This window comes from Arthrobacter subterraneus, from assembly GCF_900099735.1.
GTDB lineage: Bacteria > Actinomycetota > Actinomycetes > Actinomycetales > Micrococcaceae > Arthrobacter_D > Arthrobacter_D subterraneus.
Map to the genome: position 1 here is coordinate 1 of NZ_FNDT01000027.1, position 22,923 is coordinate 22,923.

At 61.3% G+C, this 22,923-nt stretch carries 18 protein-coding genes, 1 pseudogene and 1 riboswitch; of the genes and pseudogenes, 10 read left to right on the top strand and 9 right to left on the bottom strand.

Features of this window, described 5'->3' with window-relative positions; genetic code table 11:
- On the top strand, positions 1 to 189 hold a 189-nt coding region (locus BLS52_RS16665; protein ID WP_175460213.1), incomplete at its 5' end, for an ATP-binding protein.
- Positions 190 to 268: 79 nt separating this feature from the next.
- On the opposite strand, the gene BLS52_RS16670 is transcribed toward BLS52_RS16665, so the two are convergent.
- The gene (locus tag BLS52_RS16670; RefSeq protein ID WP_139186304.1) at positions 269 to 478 is read right to left on the bottom strand and encodes a hypothetical protein; all 210 of its coding nucleotides are present in this window, start codon (positions 476 to 478) and stop codon (positions 269 to 271) included.
- 1,558 nt (positions 479 to 2,036) lie between these two features.
- Here BLS52_RS16670 and BLS52_RS16675 point away from each other — a divergent pair.
- Positions 2,037 to 3,632, top strand: a complete 1,596-nt coding sequence (locus BLS52_RS16675) for a multicopper oxidase family protein (protein WP_090588226.1) — start codon at positions 2,037 to 2,039, stop codon at positions 3,630 to 3,632.
- 241 nt (positions 3,633 to 3,873) lie between these two features.
- Here BLS52_RS16675 and BLS52_RS16680 read toward each other — a convergent pair whose 3' ends face one another.
- Positions 3,874 to 5,055, bottom strand: a complete 1,182-nt coding sequence (locus tag BLS52_RS16680) for a heparan-alpha-glucosaminide N-acetyltransferase domain-containing protein (RefSeq protein WP_090588228.1) — start codon at positions 5,053 to 5,055, stop codon at positions 3,874 to 3,876.
- A 370-nt stretch (positions 5,056 to 5,425) separates the two neighbouring features.
- Here BLS52_RS16680 and BLS52_RS16685 point away from each other — a divergent pair, with 370 nt between their 5' ends.
- Complete coding sequence (locus BLS52_RS16685; protein ID WP_090588230.1) at positions 5,426 to 5,611, top strand: hypothetical protein; 186 nt, start codon at positions 5,426 to 5,428, stop codon at positions 5,609 to 5,611.
- Between the two features lie 250 nt (positions 5,612 to 5,861).
- A riboswitch (cyclic di-AMP (ydaO/yuaA leader) is annotated at positions 5,862 to 6,045 on the top strand.
- Positions 6,046 to 6,047: 2 nt separating this feature from the next.
- A complete protein-coding gene (locus BLS52_RS16690; protein ID WP_090588232.1) occupies positions 6,048 to 6,935 on the top strand; it encodes a C40 family peptidase in 888 nt (295 codons plus the stop codon).
- 786 nt (positions 6,936 to 7,721) lie between these two features.
- Here BLS52_RS16690 and istB read toward each other — a convergent pair.
- The 5 genes from istB to BLS52_RS16710 form a co-directional block, all read right to left on the bottom strand.
- Complete coding sequence (istB, locus tag BLS52_RS16695) at positions 7,722 to 8,516, bottom strand: IS21-like element helper ATPase IstB (RefSeq protein ID WP_090588233.1); 795 nt, start codon at positions 8,514 to 8,516, stop codon at positions 7,722 to 7,724.
- A complete protein-coding gene (locus BLS52_RS18705; protein ID WP_217636786.1) occupies positions 8,513 to 9,073 on the bottom strand; it encodes a Mu transposase domain-containing protein in 561 nt (186 codons plus the stop codon). Before BLS52_RS18705 ends, istB begins: the two co-directional genes overlap by 4 nt.
- A 3-nt stretch (positions 9,074 to 9,076) precedes the next feature.
- Positions 9,077 to 10,105 (bottom strand): IS21 family transposase, encoded by a 1,029-nt coding sequence (istA, locus tag BLS52_RS18710; protein ID WP_217636787.1) that lies wholly within the window; start codon positions 10,103 to 10,105, stop codon positions 9,077 to 9,079.
- 170 nt (positions 10,106 to 10,275) lie between these two features.
- On the bottom strand, positions 10,276 to 11,049 hold the full coding sequence (locus tag BLS52_RS16705) for a DsbA family protein (protein ID WP_090588235.1): 774 nt from the start codon (positions 11,047 to 11,049) through the stop codon (positions 10,276 to 10,278).
- A 66-nt stretch (positions 11,050 to 11,115) separates the two neighbouring features.
- Positions 11,116 to 11,613, bottom strand: a complete 498-nt coding sequence (locus tag BLS52_RS16710; protein ID WP_090588237.1) for a hypothetical protein — start codon at positions 11,611 to 11,613, stop codon at positions 11,116 to 11,118.
- Positions 11,614 to 11,854: 241 nt separating this feature from the next.
- On the opposite strand from BLS52_RS16710, the gene nhaA reads away from it, so the two are divergent.
- Both nhaA and BLS52_RS16720 read left to right on the top strand, forming a co-directional pair.
- Entirely contained in the window at positions 11,855 to 13,225 is a 1,371-nt protein-coding gene (gene nhaA, locus BLS52_RS16715; protein ID WP_090588238.1) for a Na+/H+ antiporter NhaA, read from the top strand.
- Between the two features lie 336 nt (positions 13,226 to 13,561).
- On the top strand, positions 13,562 to 14,968 hold the full coding sequence (locus tag BLS52_RS16720) for a TrkH family potassium uptake protein (RefSeq protein WP_090588240.1): 1,407 nt from the start codon (positions 13,562 to 13,564) through the stop codon (positions 14,966 to 14,968).
- A 205-nt stretch (positions 14,969 to 15,173) separates the two neighbouring features.
- Here BLS52_RS16720 and BLS52_RS16725 read toward each other — a convergent pair whose 3' ends face one another.
- Positions 15,174 to 16,541 carry a M23 family metallopeptidase gene (locus BLS52_RS16725; RefSeq protein ID WP_090588241.1) on the bottom strand — a complete coding sequence of 456 codons (1,368 nt, stop codon included), beginning with the start codon at positions 16,539 to 16,541 and terminating at the stop codon, positions 15,174 to 15,176.
- Between the two features lie 474 nt (positions 16,542 to 17,015).
- Between BLS52_RS16725 and BLS52_RS16730 the strand changes: the two genes are divergently transcribed.
- From BLS52_RS16730 to BLS52_RS16745, 4 genes and pseudogenes are all read left to right on the top strand, one after another.
- Positions 17,016 to 19,430, top strand: a complete 2,415-nt coding sequence (locus BLS52_RS16730) for a transglutaminase TgpA family protein (protein WP_090588243.1) — start codon at positions 17,016 to 17,018, stop codon at positions 19,428 to 19,430.
- Positions 19,431 to 19,751: 321 nt separating this feature from the next.
- The gene (locus BLS52_RS16735) at positions 19,752 to 20,255 is read left to right on the top strand and encodes a ferric reductase-like transmembrane domain-containing protein (RefSeq protein WP_342707472.1); all 504 of its coding nucleotides are present in this window, start codon (positions 19,752 to 19,754) and stop codon (positions 20,253 to 20,255) included.
- 20 nt (positions 20,256 to 20,275) lie between these two features.
- The gene (locus BLS52_RS16740) at positions 20,276 to 20,959 is read left to right on the top strand and encodes an FAD-dependent oxidoreductase (protein WP_090588246.1); all 684 of its coding nucleotides are present in this window, start codon (positions 20,276 to 20,278) and stop codon (positions 20,957 to 20,959) included.
- Positions 20,960 to 21,227: 268 nt separating this feature from the next.
- Positions 21,228 to 21,521, top strand: a pseudogene (locus BLS52_RS16745) (prolipoprotein diacylglyceryl transferase family protein); the annotation flags it as partial.
- A 55-nt stretch (positions 21,522 to 21,576) separates the two neighbouring features.
- On the opposite strand, the gene BLS52_RS16750 reads toward BLS52_RS16745, so the two are convergent.
- Positions 21,577 to 22,809 (bottom strand): IS256 family transposase, encoded by a 1,233-nt coding sequence (locus BLS52_RS16750; RefSeq protein ID WP_035778917.1) that lies wholly within the window; start codon positions 22,807 to 22,809, stop codon positions 21,577 to 21,579.
- Positions 22,810 to 22,923: the final 114 nt, after the last annotated feature.

A 22,923-nucleotide genomic window follows, 5' to 3' on the forward strand; every position in this document is an offset into this window, starting at 1 on the left:
TACGAAAAGCGGTCACTGGCGATCAGCTCGAACATCCACCCCTCCGGGTTCGATGAACTCATGCCAAAAACCATCGCCACCGCGACCGTGGACCGGCTTCTCCACCACGCCCACCTCTGCCAAACCAGCGGCGAGTCCGTCCGGCTCATGCAAGCCCAAAACGGGAAAGGAACCCGCCCCATGAGCTAACCCAAAACCCGGTCAGGCGCCCCGAAACCCGGCACGCCCGGGGCGCCTGACCCTGTCCAAAAATACTTGCCGCGACCGGTCAATCACCTGCCGCCAACGGGCAAACCAACCTGCCGCCACCGGTCATTTCTAAGTTGCCGTTGACAGTTCGGTCCAACAGGCAGAAAATCCAAATCCGTTCCAGTGCCGGACACTGCATGAGGCGCCTTTCCATAGCCTCACGGTCCAACACCACATCACGCAGCGTCACCGGGTCCGTACGCCAGATGTCTTTTTCTTGAGTGCTCACCGAGTCCGACCTCACGGCTACCCCCTTCCGCCGCAGCGCCGGCGGATATCAGAACTGGTCATGGATATTCCCCTTCAATCCGCCGAGTCATGGCTGAGCCCTCACAAGATTACTATGCGGGTTACCCTTCGCAGCCCGATGTTCGGCAGGATAGTGCCCGGTGTACCGCACCTTTCCGCGGCAGAACCCATGACCGGAAGCCTCGCGATCTTCAGCGACATGACTGGTGTGGCGATACCAGCGGACGGCATATCACCAAAAAGGGTTGACGTGTGAGGGTGCGCAGCCACTAGGCTGAGCGAGCACCCGACGGGTGCGGGAACCGGAGTGGCAGTACGTCCCGGTTCCAGGGCCGGCAGCCGGGGAAAGGTTTCGCCCAACACGGACCCGGCTGTCGGCGCTCATGTATGCATTTCAATACCCCCCGATGGTTTTGCTCCAGCCGCATAACCATTGCTTGAACCGCGCGAATCGGAAGTTGAGCCCTTGGTTTCGTGGGCACTAAACCCCGTGGGAGGGGTACATGCGAATTGCACCTGGTGCAGGGTCCATGTCATTGACTCCCGTACAGGTTCTACTGGAGGCTTCAGGTCATGACAACGAGTGAAGATGAACCCGACTGGATGGCCAGAATGCGTGAGGCTTCGAAGCAGCGACCGCGGACACAGTTTCGGAAGATTGCGTGGTCGGACCTCCAGAAGCTCCTGCGTGAACGCGACGTGCTGTGGCGTGAAGCCCTCCCGGAGTCACGTGCAAGGGTCGATGGTTTACGTCAGTCGGATTCCGGCAAGCCAGCTGGCTAGCCTTTCGGCAAGACGAGAGTAGGAACAGCGCGCCGTTGCGTCATCCGTCCCGCCCACATGGGAATCTACGTCGGCAACGGCGAGGTAATCAGCCGCGGAATGGGCGGGCGAACCTCACTATCAATCAAACACCTGCTGTCCGACCGCACAGGCTCGTCCTCCTTACGAGTCAGCGGCTAATTATTCCTCGACCGTGCGCCTAGACTGAGAGAGCGGCAGGCACCTTAGAACGGGGGTGCTTGCCGCTTTTTGTTCGCGCCTGTAACCACCACCAATGCGCAGGTGTATAGCTACATGGGGGATCAAAACTGGTGATCTACCCTTCGCAGTGCAATGAACGCGGGTTGGTTGCACTCTTAGCAGGAACGAGGTCGTCCCGCCACTGCGTGGCAGCAGTGCGTCGACGATGGGGCCTCCGGCGCACGCGCCGCATCAGGGGTGGATGCTGCTGCAGCGCCATTGACCGTGTGCAGTACGAACTCTCAAGATCTTGCCGCATCGCCGTTACCGCGTACACGTCCTGCCCGTCGGAGCCGTCCGAATGCCGCTTCCCGGATCACCGCAGTCAGGAACTTCCCTCACAGACGTGCCGCTAACGCTGGCCTCTTTCCGCCTATATTCTAAGATGTGGCGGCCGTTGGCGGCGGTGAGGGACTGGGGACACTAACCGGCCAGCGGATCCCGTTGGATGAAGCACTACTTTTCTCCAAGGCGGAGGGTGCATCCTTTTCCGTGCAGGTAGGAAAGGAAAACCGATGGCTGTTTCTCGGCGGCAGGTCCTCACGTACGGGGGACTGGGGGTACTCGGGGCCGGGGCGCTGGCCGTTCCGTTCAGCTCCATAAGCGCCAAGTCAGCGAGCAGGCTGGCAGATGGCGACATGCCCGTACCGTATCGCAATTTGCTTACCCAGGCTCCGGTGCTGGAACCATACGCGGTGGGGCGTGCTCCTGACGGCGCGAAAGTGCATTACTACAGCGTCACGCAGAAGGCCGGTACCGCCAAAATCCTTCCGCGTCTGTCCACTCAGATTCTTGGCTACAACGGGATCTTCCCTGGCCCCACGATTGATCTGGTTCAGGGGACGAGGGCCGTGCTCAAGATCCGGAACCAGCTTCCGCCGACGCATCCGGTATTCGGTTATCCGATATCGACCTCGACGCATCTGCATGGTTCGGCGTCGTTGCCGCAGTTCGACGGTTATGCCAGTGATGTGACTCCTGTGGGGTTCGCGAAGAACTACGAGTATCCCAACTTCCAGGCCGCACGAAGCCTCTGGTACCACGACCACAACGTGCACACCACCGCGAAGAACGCGTATTCCGGATTGTCAGCACAGTTCCGGCTGCATGATCCAACCGAGCGGGCCCTGCTGCCTCAGGGCGAGTTCGATGTTTCTCTTACACTCTCGGATGTCATGTTCGCCGCGGACGGCAACCTCGCCTATGACGACAACTCCTTCTCCGGTTTGTGGGGAGATGTGATCCTCGTCAACGGAAAGCCCTGGCCGGTAATGAAGGTCCAGCGGCGCGTCTACCGCTTCCGTATTCTCAACGCGTCCATCTCGCGCTCCTTCCGGCCGACGCTCAGCACCGGTGAGCCCGTGCATGTGGCGGCCACCGACGGGGGGCTCATGCCCAGGACGCAGTCAGTCGAGTCATGGCGCCACGCCGGCGCCGAGCGGTACGAAGTGCTCATCGATTTCTCCGGGTACCAGCCCGGGCAGCGGATCGAACTGCGGAACCTCTCGAACAAGAACAACATCGACTACGACTTCACCAACCGGATTATGGCCTTCGATGTCACGGACCAGCCCGTGGACACCTCCGATCACACGTGGAAGACCATCCCGCAGACGTTGGCTTCCAGTGAAGTGATGAACCTGCGTCCGGCCCGCGACACCCGGGTACGCAAGTTCCAGGTGAAGCGCGATAACGATGTCTGGGTTATCGGGGAGGACTCCTGGGAAGACATCATTGCCAGCGGCTTCCGGCGGGTCATTGCTGACCCGGACTTGGGCGCCACGGAAATCTGGGAATTCGAAAACAGCTCGGGTGGCTGGTTCCACCCGATCCACATCCACCTCGTGGACTTCCAGATCCTCAGCCGCAACGGCCGGGCCCCGTTCAGCTACGAACAAGGTCCCAAGGACGTGGTGTACGTGGGTGAAGGAGAAACCCTTCGCCTCCTCATGAAGTTCGGTCCACACCGCGGAAAGTACATGATCCACTGCCACAACCTCCCTCACGAGGACCACGACATGATGACCCAGTTCAGCGTCGGTCTGAAACCCGGCGACGTGGACCTCAACGACCCGATGAAGGCTGCACCAGCCTTCTGGGACGGAGAATAGGCCAAGCCAATTTCCGCTCCTGAGGCCCACGGCGGGACGATTGCCACCCGGGGGATGGGCGGTCGGCAAATCTCCACGGTCGGCAAGATCCACGGTCAGTAGGTACCGTCACAAAAGAATAAGATCAGCCGTTTCCGGCATTCGACTTTCCTGGTACAGCGCAAGCGAACAGCGCTGCGGTCACCATCTGAGTGTTCTGACGTAGCGCGGCCCTGCATTCCTCCTCATGGTGCAGTATCACTTAGATACGTAGGCTGCTGTGAGTGCTCCGGGCTGCACCTGCCGCTTGGGAGAGGAGAGATTCAAGCGGGCCCCGGGATTTCAAATGGTGGAAGATGAGGCTGAACATCACCGCCATCACTGCTTGGACCCAGAACAGCGGTACCGGGTCGGGTAACGGATTGAGTTGCTGCACCACACTCATGACGCATATATGCAGCGTGTACAACGACAAGGTCATGGCCCCGGGCGCTGATAACGGCAGGAGAAGGTTCCGGTGTCTGCGCGTCAGCAGTAAACCGAAACCGATTGTGGCCGCCGCTGACCCTGCTACATGCAGAAGATCCAGAGGTGCACCCGAGTGTGGGGCACTCACAGCGAGCCACCACCACGACCCGGACTGGTCGATCCCGGCGAACCCGACCTCGAGCATCGCTTCAAGGGGATGGGTGCTTCCCTCGGGCGTTTCCGAGAGGGCCTTCAGCCCGCCTCCTGGCCCGAGCAGCTGCCAACTGAGCAGCTTCGCCATGACGGCCGCTGTGAGGCCAACACCGAGCAGTCCCAGCTGGACGCCAAGACGTTCGAGGTTGAGGCGGCCGATGGCCATACCTACCAAGACGAAAGTGATCCATTGCAACACGGGGTAATAACCCGTGAGGAAGATGTCGGCAGAAAGCGTCGCAGGTGTGACGAGGTGCCCGAAGAACGGGTTGGCACCCAAGGACGGTGGATCAACCTGCTGCAGCATTAATGGTCGCAGCAGGTACGCCGCGACCGGTGATAGCAGCATCCAGACAGCAGCCCATGCAGCTAGGGCCTTGAACGGTAGACCGGTGAAGGGCAGGGCGAGGAGAAACAAGATGCCGTAGTGGAACAAGATGATCGCGATGTTCGTCTCCACTGAGCCAAGTGCCAGTCCAACTAGCGCGATGATCAGGGCGCGCACAGCAATGCCCCGGCGGTCTGCAGCAAGGGCACCACCACGGTGCGGCGAGTTTCCGCCTGTGAGGAGGGCAAGCCCGATGCCTGCGACGACCGCGAAGAGACCTGAGGCCCGTCCGGAAAAGACGAGCGCTGTCCACGTTGCTTCGCCGGTGTCTGAGGCGTAGAGCGGAAAAACGTGGGTGCTTATCATGCCCAAGAGCGCCGTTCCTCGGGCAGCGTCAATGCCGGTCAACCGCCGCGGGAGAAGCTTGGTGTGCATTTGCAGATGTTCTCATAAAGCACTACCTTCCCTGCTCCATCGCTGGCACCGGTTCTGTTGTCCCGCGGTTGTAACCCCGGCCAGGTGCATGACGGCTCGGGCAACCCCGTTCTGTCCAGGAGATGCCCGTTCCCGTTCCCGTTCCGCCGGGGTGCGGAAGGGCACCTTGTGTTGGGGCGGTCTTACTCCAGCCCGGGTCTGCGTGCTGAGCATCGTCGCTGGCACAGCGGCCCCGGTACAGCGGCGCGCCACCGGTCACTGTGAGAGCTGAGCTGAGTTCAAAGCCTGACCTGATCCTGACGGCCCCCACCGTCCGGTGGATGGTGTCGCGGAGTCAGTGGATGGCTGCCAGGCACCATAGACTGCCGCCATGGAATATATCTCCGTCCTCTTGCCCTCTGCGGCCGTGGGAACCATCTTCTACTTCACGATGCGGGCCATCTTCGGTGTTGACAGGGCCGAACGGGACGCGAAAGCCGCCGCGGAGCAGGAGATCACACACGCCACACCAGCCCCAGCCGCTGGCCGGGAAGGTTCACCAGAGAATCGGAGCTGAAACCCATTCAGGGAGCGCGCCGACATGCTGCTCTGGCCTCATCTTGGGTGAAGACACCGCCGCCGACTTTCGTATGGGCGGGTTGGGGAGACATTCACAACCGGCGGCCAGGCTATCTTCCTGATTGGGACCGTCCGAGTACCACCCCGGTGTGGCCGTTACGTGATTGTGATTTTCAGTGTGACTACAGATATGATTCAAGCGGTGTCAGGACCTAGATATGGGTGACACCCCTCCAGCAGATTGCCTAACTCTGTCGCTGCGGAGGTCCGTTCTGAAACAGATCACGGCAGAGGCGGGGGAACCGGTAAGCGGGTTTCGAAAGAAACCCTAGGGGTTAAGGCGTAAGCGGCACTATTTCAGTGCTGCAGTGCGCCCGGGTGAACTCCCATCCGAATCCGACAGCTAACCTCGCAGGCATTGGGAGAGGCTAATCATGTCGAAGAACCGTCATATCGCACGTCACCGTGCCGTCCCCGCCAGCCCTCTGCACAACGTTGCTAAAGCGGCTTCGTCGGGAGTTGCAACCGTGGGACGCCCGGCAGCTGTAGTTGTTGCTGTATCAGGTTTGATGCTCGGGTCGACGTTGCCCGCCAACGCTGGCGCGACCACCACCCCGTCCACCGCGGCGCAGCAGCCCGTGGACACCGCAGCCACCGCAGCAGTTAGTGTCGCCTCACCAGCTGCTGCAGCACCCGGGGCTGCCACTCACACTGTCCAGCCGGGGGACACCCTCGGAAAGATCGCAGCCTCCTACGGGGTGAGCCTCGAAACGATCTTCGCTGCCAACGGGCTCGGCTGGGATTCCATCATCTACCCCGGTGATGTCATCGCTCTTGCAGGCGGCGCTGCCAGCCACCCGAACGGTGCAGCAGCTCCAGCTGCCCCGGCACCGGTTGTACCTGCACCGGCAGCACCCGCGCAGGTCGAAACCAGCACCATGGGCATCACAACCGCATCCTCCAGCATTGAACGCGCTCCCGCCCAGGTATCAAGCACTGTCGCAGCCAGCGGTGTGGGGGCCGCGCTGGTTGCCTCTGCCTACGCGCAGATCGGTGCCACCCAGGACTGCACCATCCTCGTTGAGGTTGCACTGCGCTCCATCGGCAAGGCCGTTGGCGACCTCGGCCCGACCCAGTTCTACCAGTACGGCACCATGGTCAGCACCCCCGCACCCGGTGATCTTGTCATCCGCCCCGGACATATCGGCATCTACGTCGGCAACGGTCAGGTCATCAGCAGCGGCATGAACGGCGTCAACGCAACCCTACTGCACCCGCTCTCGGACCTGGCAGGATCCTCCTACGTCCGCGTCAGCGCATAGCGCAACACTCATAAAAGGAAGGGAGGGCAACCCACACTGGGTTGCCCTCCCTTCCTTTTGCTTTTCGGGCGAGTACTCACCCCGCCACCTCAGGGCAGAATGAGCGTGCCGGTAACCGCACAGCAGGGGGCGAGGGCTACCGGCACCGAGGGCCGGCTCTAGTAGCCATCGTCGCACCGACAGGGGTGGTGCCGTTCCAGCGTACTGATGAAACTTGGGTGGGGACACGGAACCGCCTGAGGAAGCGTTCGGAAGACACTGCAGGCGGCCCGGAAGAAATGGTCTGCCCGTCACCGGATGACCGGCGAAACGGTGGATATGGGGAACGCAGCCTCTGTCCCAGGCGTTGGATACGGGGTGAGCTGTAAAAACGGACACCCCGCTGTCACAGAGGTGTCCGCGATTACAGGTCGAGCGCCGTCCGGGGATCGGCTAACCCAGCTTGAAGTTATTCGAACCGCCCTTGTTCGTACCGTTCTGGAGATACGCGCGGCCTGTGAAGCGGCCACAGGCGATGGACATTACCCTGATCGTGACTTACCGGACGAGGGGTGGACTGTTCAGCAGCAGCTACTGTCTGCGGCAGTACAGGACCTGAAAGATCTTGACGGGGTTCTCCACGAACTCAGAACGCACATCGGCCCTTCTCCAACGCACTAGCATGTTCATGTTCTGCTATCAAACGCCTCGGCCTTCAACAGAAGATTTTCGGCGGATGAATATAGCAACTTCATTTGGCCCCGGGTTAGCAGTTTGATTTGGCCCCACCCGGTTGGTGTCCCTGGTTCAGGTTGAGCTGGTGGTTGGGACGTGGTTCCGGCTCGTGGTCTTGAGTCGGTAGGACTCGGTTCCGGTATCGATGATGTGGCCGCGGAAGGTGAGCCGGTCCACGACCGCGGCTGCCAAGCGTGGGTCGGTGAATGTCTGGCCCCATTCGCTGAACGGCGCGTTGGAGGCGCAGGCGATTGATGCGCGTTCCTCGCGTGCGGTGATGATTTGGAACAGCAGCTCGGCGCCGCGGGTGTCGAGCTGGACGTAGCCAACTTCATCAAGACAGAGCAGGTCGATTTTGGCGTAGCGGTTCACGACGCGGGAGAGCTCTTTGGAATCGGCCGCTTCGACCAGTTCGTTCACTAACGCCGCGGTGGTGGTGTATTTGACCCGCCGGCCCTGTTCAGCCGCCGCGGTGCCAAGAGCGATGAGCAGGTGGGTTTTGCCGGTACCCGAATCGCCCAGCAGCACCAGCGGTTCGCCCTTATCGATCCACGCACCCGTGGCCAGGTGCGCCAGCGTCGCCGGTGGAAGGTCCGGCAGCTGCGCGGCGTCGAAGTCCTCGAGCCGCTTCGCGCGGGGGAACTTCGCTTCCTTCACCCGTCGGACCCGTCGACGATCGTCACGTGAGTCGCATTCATAACTGAGCACTTCGGCTAGATACGCCGCGTAGGTCATCCGTTGCCTGGCTGCGGTCTCGGCCATCGAGACGGCTGCTTCTGCGATTCCCGGCAGCCCGAGCGTCTTGCAGGCCGCACCGATCGCCGCTTCGGCTGCCGGGTCAGTGCCGGTACGCGTCGCCGGGCTCATCGGGCACCTGCCGCGGTAGCTAGGAGCTGGTCATAGCGTGCCAGCGACGGCCTGCTCCGTTGGGGCAGATGCAGTATGCGTTCATCCACGCCCGGAGCCAGCTTCAACCGATTGCTGGTCTTAGGCGCTGTCACGGTGCCGGTGCCGTGGTTGCGGGCAGCGACCGCGAGGCGTTCAGCAGTGAAATCATGGGTCGTGGCCGCAGTGTTCATCGCATGCTCAATCGCTTCGACCGGCAGGGTCCGGGACAGCAGCAGCACCTCGACCAGCGCCCGAGTGCCCTCGCGGTCACCGAGCTTCGCCCTGGCCTTGTCCCAGAACCGTTGGTGGCCGGCCGTAAACGCCCCCGAGGCGCGGGCCGAGGCCAACGCAGTGGACCCGGCCAACGCCCCGGGCTTGCGGCCGAGGACTTCAAGGTAGTGATCTAGCTCCAGCACATGCGTGTATTTAGCGACCGCGCGCACGTGGGACCCGACCCGGGACCCGTCAGCGAAGACCTCGACCCGGCGGGCGCCGAGCCGCACGGAGACCCGTCTGCCGGCATGCCGTGCCGGCACAGATTAATACGACTGACGCACGCAGATCATCGCCTTCGCATCGACCTTGCAGGAGAGCGTCTCCGCTGCCTCGAACACGTCGTCCGGCAGCTCGCGCAGCACGGCCGTTTCCTCGGTGAACATCGACGCCACGGTGGCCGGCCGGGTCCCGATAACCCGCTGGTCGTCCTTGGCATCGCAGCCGGCCATGAACTCGTTGAGTTCAGCGATCGTGGCGAACTCGGGCACCGGAGTCAGCCAGCGGCGCCGATACCGGCCTACCTCGCCTTCAACCCCGCCCTTCTCATGGGCCCCTTCCACGCCGGGGCGGCAGAAGAACGAATCGAACCCGTAGTGGGAACGCATCGCAATGAACTTCGGGTTCTCCACCCGCTCCCGGCCCAGCAGCAACCGGATCACCGCCGGCTTGAGGTTGTCATACCGCACCCGGGACACCGGCACCCCGCCGAAGCGTTCAAAGGCCAGCACATGCCCGTCAAGGAAGGATTCCTGGGCCTGGTTCGCATACGCCACATGCACTGCCTTTCCTGAGTAGGACAGGCGCATGACAAACATCCACAGCTTCATCCGGATCCCGGCGATCACGGCCCAGAACTCGCCGAAGTCCACCTCGGCCTCGGCTCCCGCCGCATGAGTTTGATGAACCGCAACATCAGCCACCGCCACCGCCAGTTCCTTCCGGATCCGCGACACCGCATGAGTAACCGTGGACTCAGCAATCTGCGCACCATGTTCCTCAACCAGTCGCTGCCAAACCCGCCGGCCGGTATGACGCTGCTTCACCGGCGCAGTTAAATCCTCCTTCAACCAGCCAGTAATAATCTCCTTCCACGGCCCCAGCACCGGCGACTCACGTACCGGTGTCTTTCGCGCCGGCGGCTCCGCGCATGCCAGCGCCTCCCGCACCGTACGCCGATGCACCCGATGCACCCTGGACAGCTCTCGAATCGACATACCTTTATCTCTCGCATCACGACGGATACGCTCGAATTGCTCCACTCTCGATCTCTCTTTCAAACCCGTACCTTCCACTCGCCTTGGCAGACGAGAAGAACGCTACGAGTCAGGTCGAGGGTGGGGCCATTTCAGACTGCAAAAACCCCCAAAAATGGGGCCATTTCAGCGTGCCATACTCAGGCGGAGATGAGATCACGTCGTCCTGGCAACGCTGCACCACACCCGAGATCCGGGTTCAGCCTCCGCTAATGCTGCGGCCTATCATCTCCGACGGGGTGCCGGGTGGCCCCATTTGGTGTCGGGCGCACCGCGTCAGCTACTTGTTCGCGGAACCCGTCGAAGGATGTGACCTGACGTGACTTCCCGTCCAGCAGGAAGAACGTCGAACCTCTCTCTACCCCTGCCCTGTGAGCTTCGGTCCGGTCCGCTTCAACCTGCTGCATCGTCCGGGGATCTGCCACGTCGGCATCGAACCTTGCCAAGTCCAGTCCAAGATCCCGGGCGATTTCTCGCTGTCGCTGGTGGATCGACGTGTTCGCACGACTTCCGGCAGCAACCGGATCCGAGCGGTTATCTTCCAGAGCGGCAAGGAAATCCAGGAATCTACCTTGTTTACTTGCCGCCTCCAGAGCGGCCGCCGCCGCCCAAGCGTCCTCCGTTGAGGGCAGGTGCCTGACCGCAAAGGACAAATTCTCACCGAAATCGCGTTCCAGCACGCGCAAGTAGGAGTAGATGGGCCCGGAATTTGGCCCCTCGACGTCAAGGTACTGAATCAACATCGCGCGCTCCTCTGGAGCGCGGAACAGCAATCGGCCGCTATCGCTCAACGTCTGCCTCAGGGTGACATGAAGCAGGTCGGGCCCAACGCTGGCTTTCCTTACTTCCACGCTACCTGTGACGGTTTGGGATCCCCGGCGCGGTGAGGGCAATGATTCTGCCCTACGACCGGCAATGAAGGCGATCCCGCCGAGGAGAACAATCAATGCAACGGGGATGAGGGCAGCCAGCCAGGGATTCATCAATTACTTCATTTCTGTTTACCGTGCCGAGCCACCTGCGTTCAACGGTGCAGCAGGGTGCGATAGTCACGGAACTAACAGGGAAGAGGAGCGGGTATCAATGCCATGAATTTTAGCTGCTTCGCGCAGCGCCCACCGGGCCCGTTTCCGGTCACCTGCAGCATCATAGGCGCAGGAAAGCCGGTACCAGCTCCTCCAATCCTGAGGTGTTTTCTCAACGTCTGCCTTGAACCGGGGGAATTGTTCATCGGCTGCAGCAAGGATGATTCTTCCCGCAGGGGAGCGCAGCAGATCATCTACCGGTAGCGCGCCCTCGCTCTCCAGAATGCGACCCAGCCGCTGTGCCCTGACACCGAACACAATTTCGTGGAAGATGGCCCACACCCCTATTAGGGGCAGGAGTAGGTAAGCGATTCCGAACACTTTTGCCGCGGGGGCTGGGTCCCCGAGGAGAAGGACACTTCGTTGAAAGGAGACAGCAAGCCAGAACAGGCACAGCAGGGTCACCAGCAGTGCGCCTGCCTTTGCACGTGTGGCGAATGAGATCACCGCAGTTGCTTTCACTAAAGGCCTCCGACGGCACAGACAACGAAAATGATTAAGGTCTAAGAGAAAGCCGCAATTGCGGCCCCGCTGAGGACACAAGGTCAGTGCGTTCCCATGGCAGGCCGATATTACCGCAAGCAAAGCCTCGTGAGGGCCTGGATGTCGGTCGAGCCAATATTCTACGTAGACTAACCCTCCAATGAGCCGGGACTTTGGTTGTCCCGTGTACGCTCGCAACACACCACAAGGAGTCGCCGCGATGTCCAGCCACGACCCCGCACCAGGTCCGGAGGACCATAGCCACGATACTCTCGGTCGGGGCAGCTACCGTGAGGTGTTGCGGGTTGCAGAGATCCTGCGCAAGGAGACCGTCGGCGGGATGTTACTGGTGGTCGCGGCGCTGGTCGCAATCGTCTGGGCGAATTCCCGGTTCGCGGAAAGCTACTTCGCCCTGCGCGACTATGAGGTCGGCTACGAGCCCTGGCACCTTCGGCTCAGCCTCGGCACGTGGGCCGCCGACGGGCTGCTGGCCATATTCTTCTTCCTTGTGGGTCTGGAGCTCAAACGCGAATTCGTAGCCGGGGACCTGCGTCAATTCAGTAAGGCCATTGTGCCTGTAGCGGCCGCTGCGGGCGGGGTCATCGTCCCAGCCCTGTTGTACACCGTGTTCAACGCCTCCAACCCCGAAACCGCCGGCGGCTGGGCCATCCCAACCGCTACAGACATCGCCTTTGCGGTGGCGGTGCTGGGCATCATCGGATCCCACCTACCCCCTGCCCTGCGGTTGTTCCTCCTGACCCTCGCGGTGGTCGATGACCTGATGGCCATTACGATCATCGCCGTCTTCTACACCGAAGAGGTGGCCTTCACCCCGTTGCTGCTAGCCCTGGTTCCACTGGGTGTCTTTACTTTCCTCGCCCAGCGTTACAGCCGGTTCTTCGGGCTTCATGCCTGGGCTGCATGGGTGATCCTCCTGCCTCTGGGGCTGGTGGTTTGGGTGTTGGTCCACGAAGCCGGAGTCCACGCCACGGTGGCGGGGGTCCTGCTCGGGTTTTCGGTCCCAGTTAAGCAGGACCAAGCCAGCGGGGGTCCCGAGGCTGGGCGTGGCCTCGCCGAGGAATTTGAGCACCGTTTCCGCCCTATTTCGGCAGGCTTCGCCGTGCCCGTGTTCGCGTTCTTTTCCGCCGGGGTTGCTGTGGGTGGTTGGGAAGGAATAACTGCCGCCATGACCGCACCGGTGACCTTGGGGATCGTTGTCGGCCTCGTGCTGGGCAAGCCCATCGGGATTCTCGGCACCACCTGGCTGACCACCAAGATCACCCGCCGTCACCTGGATCCGTCCTTCGAGTGGATCGATCTGGTGGGCGTGGCACTGCTGGCAGGTATCGGCTTCACCGTTTCGCTGCTGGTCGCCGAGCTGAGCTTCGCCCCTGGGAGCAGCGCTGCCGATCAGGCCAAGGTTGCCGTTCTGAGCGCCTCCGTCCTGGCCTCTCTGCTGGCCAGCGTGCTGTTGCGGGTCCGCAACCGCCGTTATCGGGAGATTGAGGAACTCGAGTCCGTCGACGCCGACCGTGACGGTGTTCCCGATGTGTACGAGAAAGGTGAGGTCCGGGGGGACGGACGTACCTAGAGGACGAGAATTGCATCTTCAGCACCAAGTGGAAGCGTCCGCTGGTCAATCCGGCAGTTCCGCACTGTAGGATCCCGGTGCCTTCGATTCGGTGCGCGCACTGAACACAGCTGTGTGACGCGATCGCCCCGTCCGGCTCTCGTACTCTCAGTATCCGGAGAACTCTTCACGGTAGGTGCACTGGAATCAATGCCCGTCACTTCCAGTGCGCTCTGGATTGGTAAACGAGCAGGTGCTGAGGTGAGAGGTCCGGCCCGCAAGTCCTTGGTCGGAAGTGATTTACTACTCGAAGGGCTGCTAACGGCAGCCCACCCGAAGCGGAGCGGAACAGCACGGATGGTACGAGCACACCCCTCGTGGTTGGAAGGGGAGGACCGCCTGCGACTGCTGGGCAGGGCGCGTAACTTCATCGACGGCATCGTCAATAGTTCACCGGCACGGGTGGCCTTACTCGTCTTCTTCGTGGTCGTGCTGATCTTCACTGCACTACTCAGCTTGCCTTTCGCCACGCGTTCAGGGCAGTCAGCGCCTCTCCACGATGCTCTGTTCACCGCCGTTTCCGCGGTGTGTGTCGTCGGGCTGACCGTTGTGTCCACTGCCGACTACTGGTCGTTCTTCGGTCAGCTGATTATCCTTATCGGCATTTTCGTGGGAGGTCTGGGCACCCTGACCCTTGCCTCCCTCCTGGCTCTGGTGGTGAGCAAGCGGCTGGGCGTCCGGGGCAAGCTCATCGCCCAATCGGCGCTCAACAATGCGACCCGCCTGGGGGAGGTGGGTACCTTGCTGCGCATTGTCATCACCACTTCCGTGGCGGTGGAGGTGGTGCTGGCCCTCGCCCTGATCCCTCGGTTCATGATTTTCGGCGAGCCCTTCTGGCTCGCGGTTTGGCACGGTGTTTTCTACTCCATTTCGGCCTTCAACAACGCCGGATTCACTCCGCACTCCGACGGCCTCGTCCCCTACGGAACCGATTTGTGGATCCTCGTACCGCTGATGGTCGGAGTGTTTGTCGGCAGCCTCGGCTTCCCGGTCATCCTCATCCTCGTCCAGTACCGCCACCACGTCCGGAAGTGGAGCCTGCACACCAAGCTCACTATCAACGTCTCGCTCATCCTGCTCTTCGCCGGGATGGTGCTGTGGGGGTTGATGGAGTGGTCTAATTCCGAAACCATCGGGGGCTTGAGCGCAAGCGACAAGATCATTAACGCGCTCTTCGCCTCGGTCATGACCCGCTCCGGCGGATTCAATCTGGTTGACCAGGCTCAGATGGAACCGACCACGATGCTCCTGACCGATGCCCTCATGTTCGCCGGCGGTGGGTCTGCGTCGACAGCTGGCGGTATCAAGGTCACAACCATCGCTGTGATGTTCCTGGCCATCCTCGCCGAAGCCCGCGGTGATTCCGACGTTAGCGTCTACGGCAGGAAAATCCCGCAAGGCGCCATGCGGGTGGCTATTTCCGTCATTTTCACGGGTGCGACCATTGTCCTCGTCGGGACAGGACTCATTCTCTGGATCTCCGGAGAGGAACTCAGCCGTGTGCTCTTCGAAGTGATCTCCGCGTTCGCAACCTGCGGCCTGAGCACCAACCTCAGCGCCGAACTCCCACCCGAAGGTAAGTACGTCCTGTCGGCCCTGATGTTCGCCGGCCGCCTCGGAACAATTACCGTTGCTTCCGCGCTGGCACTGCGTCAGCGCGGTACGCTCTACCACTACCCGGGAGAAAGGCCGATCATCGGCTGAGAGACCAGCCACAACGCGCCCCGGCTGATAGAACTTGGACGTTTCGGTTCCACGACCGCTCCCTTGCTGCACAAGCTGAGCCGTCCCAAAAGTGGCCGGGACCCTGACCTACGTTGGTCCAGGCCGACGTGACCCCGCCCACCTGGTGATCCCAACATCGGGGGGCATCGTGCTGGTGCACGGACTCGGTGGTTCCTATTGAGTCCTATAACAGTCCCAGCGGGTCGACGAGGGAACCGTTGAGTTGGGTTTCGAAGTGCAGGTGGCAGCCGCTTGAGTTGCCGGAGGTGCCTACGTAGGCGATGAGCTGCCCGGCTTTGACCTGCTGGCCGGCTGAGACCGCAAAACTTTCCAGATGGTAGTAGTTGGTGACCAGAGCGTTTCCCTGAACGACCCCGTGGTTCAACACCACGCGCACTCCTGCACCGCTGAGGACACCGGAATCGGCAAACCAGACCTCGCCTGCGGCGGGTGCGTAGATCGGAGTCCCGCAGCCGACACCATAATCGATTCCTGTATGCGCATAACCTCCGGTGCCACTCCAGTCGATGGTCCCAGCCGGTGTGGGGCGGTAACCAAATGTTGAGGTGATGGGGCCATTGAGGGGCGGATTCAACCCGAATGTCGAAGGGCTCCCGACGGCTGGTGGTGCCGGCGGCGGGACGGGTACCGGCACTGGAACAGGACGGTTCGCGGCGGCGGCCTCTGCGGCCCGTCGCTCGTTTTCGATCCGTGCGCGTTCTTCGGCTTCTGCCTTCAGCCGTGCTTGCTCACGCTTGCGGGCCTCCTCCAGCAGCCTGCGCTGCCGCTCAGCGATGTCCGCGACCACCTGTCGCTGCTCCGCTTCGATCTTGGCCAACCGGCTTTCGATGACCGGTTTCTGCGCCTGGAGTTCTTCAGACAGGGCGGTGGTCTCAGCAATCAGGCCATCGACCTTCGCCTTCTCGACTTCAGCCTCATCACGCGCCCTCTGTTCAGCGGCAAGGGCCTCTTCGGCCTGGTACTTGAGATCACGGATTTCCTCCTCAACCGATATGAGCCGCGCCTCCGAGTTGACGTTGATGGCGTTCTGTTGGGACAGCTGCTCTATGGCGGCGTTCTGACTGCGCAGCGCCTGATGCACCATGTCCATGGAGTAGGTGAGACTTTCGGGGCTTTCAGCACCGAGCAATAATGAAATACCGGAAGGTATACCACCGCTTTTATAAGCCTGACTGGCGATCTGGCCGATCACCACACGGTTCGCCGCCATCTCCTCCCGATCCCGCTCCAGCTGAGCGGTGAGAGTGTTCTTTGTGTCCTGCGCAAGGTCCACCCGCTGAGCCAGTACGGCCACTTCATTGGCGGCGACCGCAACTCGGCCCTGCGCATCAACCAGAGACTGCTGCGCTGCCGGAAGCTCATCCTGGTAGACCCGCAGCTGAGCCACCGTTTCGATGATGTCGGCATCCAGAAAGTCCATCGATTGCTGCACTTCGGCGATCTGACTTTCAAGGGCGTTCTTGCGCTCGTCCAGCTCGTCGGCGAAAACCGGTCCACTGCTACCCAGGACCAGCGCCATGACTAGCACCATCGAAGTACCTCTAACGGTCCTGGCCCCAACTGAGATCCTGCCCGCTGACCGCAGCCGGGAAACAACATCCACAGGTTCTCCATTCGTTGCTGATTACCTAACCCGGAAGCCAAGGAACATCGAAGAAGAGAAACCGGCGAAGTTCTTCGTGCTCCTGGTCAAGGTCGGGCAGTGTATCGGTTCTGTCCAGAACCGTCGCGGCGGACGCCCACCGCGGGGAACTTTTAATCACTGCAGCAAGTTGACACAGTAACCCACTCACCCTGCGTTGCTATGAGACCCATGGATAACCATAATCGGACCTTTGCGGCCTACCCCGGACGCCGATGCCGACGCCGTCCGCGTGTCCCGTGCAGGGCCCACGAGAGGTTCGGAACCCATCAACATGGGTGACCCGCTGTGGCTGCGGCAAAGCATGAACCGGGCACATCAGCCCGAACGGACTCAGATCACCCTAAGGGGGCAGGGACGACGATGACGACCACGCTGCTGCCGGCACCATCTAGACCTGTGCAGCGTCCGGCTCAGCAGCGCCGCACTCCACACGATCAACGGCACTTCGTGCTTTCGCTGGTCTCGATGGCAGCGGTGATTCTCGCATCGCTGAGCCTCAACGGCGTGATTCAGGGCTGGCTCTGGTTGCCCTCCGTCGCGCTAACGGTCGGAAGTGTGTTCACCGGCATGGCCGTCGCGCGAAGACTGCACTTCCCTGACCCGCTGATCTTTGTGACCGGCCTGCTCGTCCTGATCGGCACCGTGAATTGGCAATACTTTTCCGCCCAGAGCATCCTGGGCGCGATTCCCGGACCGGAGTTCCCTGAACGCCTGACATTTTTGCTCAAGGATGCAGAAGACACCGTGGTCTCCCAGCTGGCCCCAGTGCTACCCGGTGTGGGAATTCTCCTCATCATCAGTGCCACAACGGGGTTGATGGCGGTATTGATGGATACTTTGGCCATCACGCTCAGGATGCCGGCTGTCAGCGGAATTATTCTCTTGGTGATCCTCATACCTCCAGCGATCATCAAACCCGACGGCGTGGGTATACCCGCGTTCGTCGCTGCTGTGACCGGTTACTTGCTTCTTCTCGCCGCTGGGCAATGGCGGGAGAAGCCCAGAAAGACGGCCAGCACCGGCAGGACCTCCGCCGGGTTCTTCACTCGCGCAGTTTCCATAGGCGCGGTAGCACTCACCACCGCCCTTGTCCTGCCCTTGATGATCCCGGGATTCAATTCAGGCGCGTTTCCACAGGGGTCCCGCCTGAATGCCTGGGGCACTACAACCGGATTGAACCCGAGCGTGACACTGGGCAATGACCTGCGCAATCCGACCAGTTTCGGGCGCATCACCTATGCCACCAACGCGGACGAGCCGCTGTATCTACGGTCGTCAACTTTGGAAGATTTCTCCGGCCAACGGTGGGAGCCGGACCAGCGGTTAGATTCCCGGCGCACGGGAATCAGGGCAATGGGGGGAAATAATCGCACTGGCAGCCCCATAGTGACCACGATTACCACAGGGAGCTTCACCAGCCCATGGCTGCTGGCGCCGTACGCGCCGACAAGCATCACGAATGTGGAGGGTATGTGGACGTGGGACCCGCAGAACCTCACCATCCTGGCCTCTGACGGCGGATCAACAGCGCAGCAAACGTATCAGGTGCGAAGTTCAACCCCTGAACTCACGAGGGAACTTCTTGCAGGCATAGGACCCGTTCCGGGTGGCGAGGTTTCCCCGGACTTTATGACACTGCCCGACGACATTCCAGCTGCCGTTGAGACAACGGCGCGTGCGCTGACGGCTGAAACGGTCAACCCTTTCTACAAGGCCATGGCGATCCAGAATTATCTGAGGGGGGAGGAGTTCACGTACTCCCTGGAAGCCCCGGTGGAGGGCGGTTATGACGGCACCAGTATGGGCGTGATCGAGCGTTTCCTGGACGTCAAGGCCGGGTATTGCGTGCAGTTTGCTGGCACCATGGCCGTGATGGCGAGACTGGTCGGGATCCCAAGCCGGGTCGCGGTCGGTTATGTCCCGGGCGCTCCCACTGGGAACACCATTCGCGGGCCCGATGGGGAGGAGCTCACGGAGTTCGCCGTCGATTCACGGGACGCTCACGCATGGCCCGAACTCTACTTCAGGGACGTCGGCTGGGTGAAGTTCGAACCCACCCCAGGCCGGGGTGTGGTCCCTGACTATGCGCAACCCCAACCGCGCCCGTCCGAGGTGCTTGCTGAGGATAACCTCACACCGCAGGATTTGCCGCTGTCTGGCGCTCAACCTCCGTCCACACCGGACGCCGCACCGGTTCCATCCGATGGTCAGACTGACCGCTCCCGTTTAGGGCAGATAGGGGTTTTGACGGCCGGAACGCTACTGCTGCTCGCCCTGATTACCGTTACGCCATTCCTCAGACGTGAAGCACGGTCCTCCCGCCGGCGTCGGTTGCTCACCTCGGGTACCCATAATCCGGCCAGGATGGCCTGGGCCGAAACAACCGAAATAGCAAGTGATTATGGTTATCCAATGGTTCCAGCGGACACCCCCCGTACATTCGCTGAGCGCCTCAGATCCAAGGCCGCGCTTGAGGGGCAGGCAGCCGTTTCGCTTTCAAGGCTGCAGCATGCTTACGAGATCGAGGAATTCGCTCAAACAACCGGATCTCCGCGCCAAGCTGCCGGCACCCTTCACACCTGGGAGGACGTGCAGACGGTCATCAGTGCCCTGCATCGCACCGCTAAACCCACCACCCGGCTCAAGGCACAGCTCCTGCCCTACTCTCTCCGTCACCCATTCCAGTCAGATAGGACTCTCGGTTATAGAAGGCCAGCAGCTGGGTTCAAGGAAGCGCTCACGGGCGGTCAACCCGAGTCCAAGTCAGGGGGCTGAGATAGCATTGCGAGCAAGCTGTGTAGCGTCAATTAACGCTACTGGTGCTGGGTTGCTGGAACGGCGTGCGAAGCCTGATGTCCGCAAAGTATTTGAGGGTGAGAACCGAGCATGTTGTTAGGAGTCAGGCACAAGAGGGAAATCCTGTTGCGTCATCTACTGGCCGGGGGAATTTCCACACTACTTGTGTACTTGGGCTGGCAGGTGCACTCGGGGTGGGACCCGGAGATGCGCTTGTGGAAATCATTTGGTGTAGCCGGTGCCTTCCTCATCTGGTTCGTTGCGCTCATCGGTCCGGCCATAAGATTATGGGCGCCACTGGTGCGGATCATTTCTTGGCGCCGAGAGGCCGGTATCTGGTTCGCGGTGGTGACGCTCGTGCACTTCTATCTCGTCTGGGACGGCTGGGCGCGCTGGGACGTCCGGGAACTCCTGGGGTATCAATACGTGGCTGAGCTCGATGCCTATCTGCGCTTCGAGCCGGGATTCGGTTTGGCGAATCTCATGGGCCTCATGGCGCTCCTTTTCGCTCTCATTCTCGCAGCAACCTCCTTCGACAGAGCGGTCAGCTTCCTCGGCCCTTCGTCGTGGAAGTGGTTGCACAGCTTCACCTACGTAATCTTCTACGTGGTGGCGCTGCACTCGCTCTACTTCGCGTTTATGCACTACACACCGGCCCCGCATCGGGTCCTCATGGGCCTACCGACCGAGTATCCAGAAAATATTCTCCGGTTCGTCTATCTCGGCATGCTGCTGTCGGTCTTCATGGCACAGGTCGCCGCTTTCGTGAAGACGGTTCACCAACGACGAAGTACGGTCCGGTAGACCTGGTGCGAGGGCGCGGAGTGTTTACGACAACCTTGCTCGGACGAAGGCAAGTAGCGGAAGGGACCCTGGAGCTCGCACTCGAACGGCCGGAGAAATTCGCGTTTCACGCCGGTCAATACCTTCAGCTCCGGCTGCCCAAGCTCCTCTATCGTGACCGGAGAGGCGCGTCACGGGTACTTTCCATCGCCTCCTCCCCTACCGACAAGGAGAGGATCATCGTTGCCTATCGTGACACCGGCAGCGGGTTCAAACAGACACTTAGCGAGTCACGGATCGGCTCTAAGGTCATGATCGAAGGGCCGCACGGCTTTCATCTTTTGCCTCGGCAACCGGCCAGACGGGTCGTCCTTGTCGCCGGTGGAATCGGCATCACCCCGTTCATGAGCATGCTGCGGCTTAACGCCGAGCGCGACGAGGAGGCCCGCCCCCAGATCACACTCCTGTACGTCAACCGGAGTCAGCGGAGTGCGGCCTACATGGAGGAGCTCAGACACATCGAAAAGAAGGATGCTCGCCTGACCGTGAGAACGAAGTTCGGCATCATGGATGAAGAGTTCCTCTTCAAGAGCGTAAAGAACAAGGACGATTGTCTCTGGTACATCGCTGGCCCGCCTTCCATGGCCAGATTTGTCCAGAGCGCGCTAGAGGTCATGGGCGTTGACTCCGGCCGCATATATTGTGAAGAGTTTCCTGGTTACTGACGGCGGCGCGAGTGTCGGCGGGTTCTCCCACCACTAGGTTGCGTATGTGTACGTCGGCACGGCACCGCCTGATGAGACTCCCTCATCTGTCTCCTTCGCAGCGCGAGATCAGGCCAGCGGAACTTTCATGGGGATGGGGGCGTTCGGTTTTAGGGGTCGGTGTCCTTGGCGGAGGGTGATGATCCCGGAGTTCTACCCTCAGGGTTGTTCCCGCAGTCCACGCCGCCAGCATCTTTTGAAGCCCCGATCATGAAGACGAGCCCCATCAGTGGATCTTTACATTCCCTCCCCGACCGTCAGTGCCCTGCAGGTGGGACCTCTGTCGATTGCTTTCTATGCAGTCTGCATCCTTGCGGGCATTGTGGTGGCCATCTGGCTCACGAACCGGCGCCTCGTTGCGCGGGGAGGTGAACCGGGGCAAACACTGGATGTCATTGTGTGGGCGGTGCCTTTTGGAATAGTGGGTGGGCGGCTCTACCACGTGATTACAGATAATCAGCTGTACTTCGCCCCTGGGATGAATCCGTGGAACGCACTCCGGATCTGGGATGGCGGATTGGGGGCGTGTCAAATGAAGTGTGTAAGGGACCAGCTGGTTATCCGTTCTGCCGGGTCGGTCAGATCGGAAGCCTGTTAGGGAATTGGATGGCGAAAGCGTTCAGTGCTTGATGCCATCCCTGGGTCCCGGTGCCCAGCTCGCCACCCCGCAGGGTCTCGATGTTCCGGATCCCGAGATAGACGAGCTTGATTGCTGCCTCGTCGGAGGGAAACGAGCCGCGGGTCTTGGTGATTTTCCGGAGCTGGTAGTTGATCGATTCGATCTGGTTGGTCGTGTAGATGACCTTGCGGATCTCCGGGGTGAACGACAGGAACGGGATGAAGTCCTCCCACGCGTTCCGCCACGCCAGCACCGCGCCCGGGGCCTTGGACTCCCAGACCTCGGCGAAGTGCCCCATGGCCAGCTCAGCGGCCTCCACGGACACCGCCGTGTAGATCGGCCGCATGTCCTTCGCCATCGCTTTGCGGTCCTTGTAGGAGGCGTATCTCATCGCCGAGCGCAGCAGATGCACCACGCAGGTCTGCACCACGGTTTCGGGGTAAATGCTGTTGACCGCCGCGGGGAGCCCGGTCAGCCCGTCGCAGCACAGGATGAGGATGTCCTTGACCCCGCGATTGCGGATCTGGGTCAACACATTAGCCCAGAACTTCGCTCCTTCCTGGGTTCCCAACCACAGGCCCAGCACCTGCTTACGGCCCTCCACGTCCACCCCGACGGCCACATGGCAGGCCTTGTTGACCACGACCCCGCCGTCCCTGATTTTCAGCCAGATCGCGTCGATATAAACGATCGGATAGACCGCTTCCAGCGGCCGGTTCTGCCACTGGGTGATCTCATCGGCGATCACGTCGGTGACCCGGGAAATCGTCGCTGCCGAGACCTTCGCCCCGTAGATTTCCTCCAGGTGCGAGCCGATGTCCCGGGTCGTCATGCCCCGGGCATACAGGGAAAGGATCATGTCCTCGACCTTGCCCAGCCGACGGGCCCGCTTGGGCACGATCACCGGCTCGAAAGTGCTGTTACGGTCCCGGGGCACGGTGACCTCGACCGGGCCCTGCAGGGTGTGGACCTGCTTGCTGGTCTTGCCGTTGCGGGAGTTACCGCTACCGGCCCCGGCAGGGTCGCCCAATTCGTATCCGAGGTGGTCGCTGATCTCGGTCTCCAAGGCCCGTTCAAGCACCGCTTTGGTCATCTGCGACAGCAGCTCCTCAACGCCGTGCCGGCCCTCTCCGAGGTCCTCCGCAGCGTTGACCAGAGCATCAATCTGATCAGCGCTGAGCACAGCGGCCAAGGGGTTATCAATCAGTTCGTTCTCGCCCAAAAGGGCCGTCCTCTCAGATGGTGAAACCAGCGGCCACACCATCACATCAGGCCGGACCCCTTACACACTCAATGAAACACCCTC

Bases quoted from the DNA above. Each gene is read 5' to 3' on its own strand.
- BLS52_RS16675 (WP_090588226.1), top strand. From the start codon at position 2,037: ATGGCTGTTTCTCGGCGGCAGGTCCTCACGTACGGGGGACTGGGGGTA.
- BLS52_RS16680 (WP_090588228.1), bottom strand. From the start codon at position 5,055: ATGCACACCAAGCTTCTCCCGCGGCGGTTGACCGGCATTGACGCTGCC.
- BLS52_RS16685 (WP_090588230.1), top strand. From the start codon at position 5,426: ATGGAATATATCTCCGTCCTCTTGCCCTCTGCGGCCGTGGGAACCATC.
- BLS52_RS16690 (WP_090588232.1), top strand. From the start codon at position 6,048: ATGTCGAAGAACCGTCATATCGCACGTCACCGTGCCGTCCCCGCCAGC.
- istB (WP_090588233.1), bottom strand. From the start codon at position 8,516: ATGAGCCCGGCGACGCGTACCGGCACTGACCCGGCAGCCGAAGCGGCG.
- BLS52_RS16705 (WP_090588235.1), bottom strand. From the start codon at position 11,049: ATGAATCCCTGGCTGGCTGCCCTCATCCCCGTTGCATTGATTGTTCTC.
- nhaA (WP_090588238.1), top strand. From the start codon at position 11,855: ATGTCCAGCCACGACCCCGCACCAGGTCCGGAGGACCATAGCCACGAT.
- BLS52_RS16720 (WP_090588240.1), top strand. From the start codon at position 13,562: ATGGTACGAGCACACCCCTCGTGGTTGGAAGGGGAGGACCGCCTGCGA.
- BLS52_RS16725 (WP_090588241.1), bottom strand. From the start codon at position 16,541: ATGGTGCTAGTCATGGCGCTGGTCCTGGGTAGCAGTGGACCGGTTTTC.
- BLS52_RS16730 (WP_090588243.1), top strand. From the start codon at position 17,016: ATGACGACCACGCTGCTGCCGGCACCATCTAGACCTGTGCAGCGTCCG.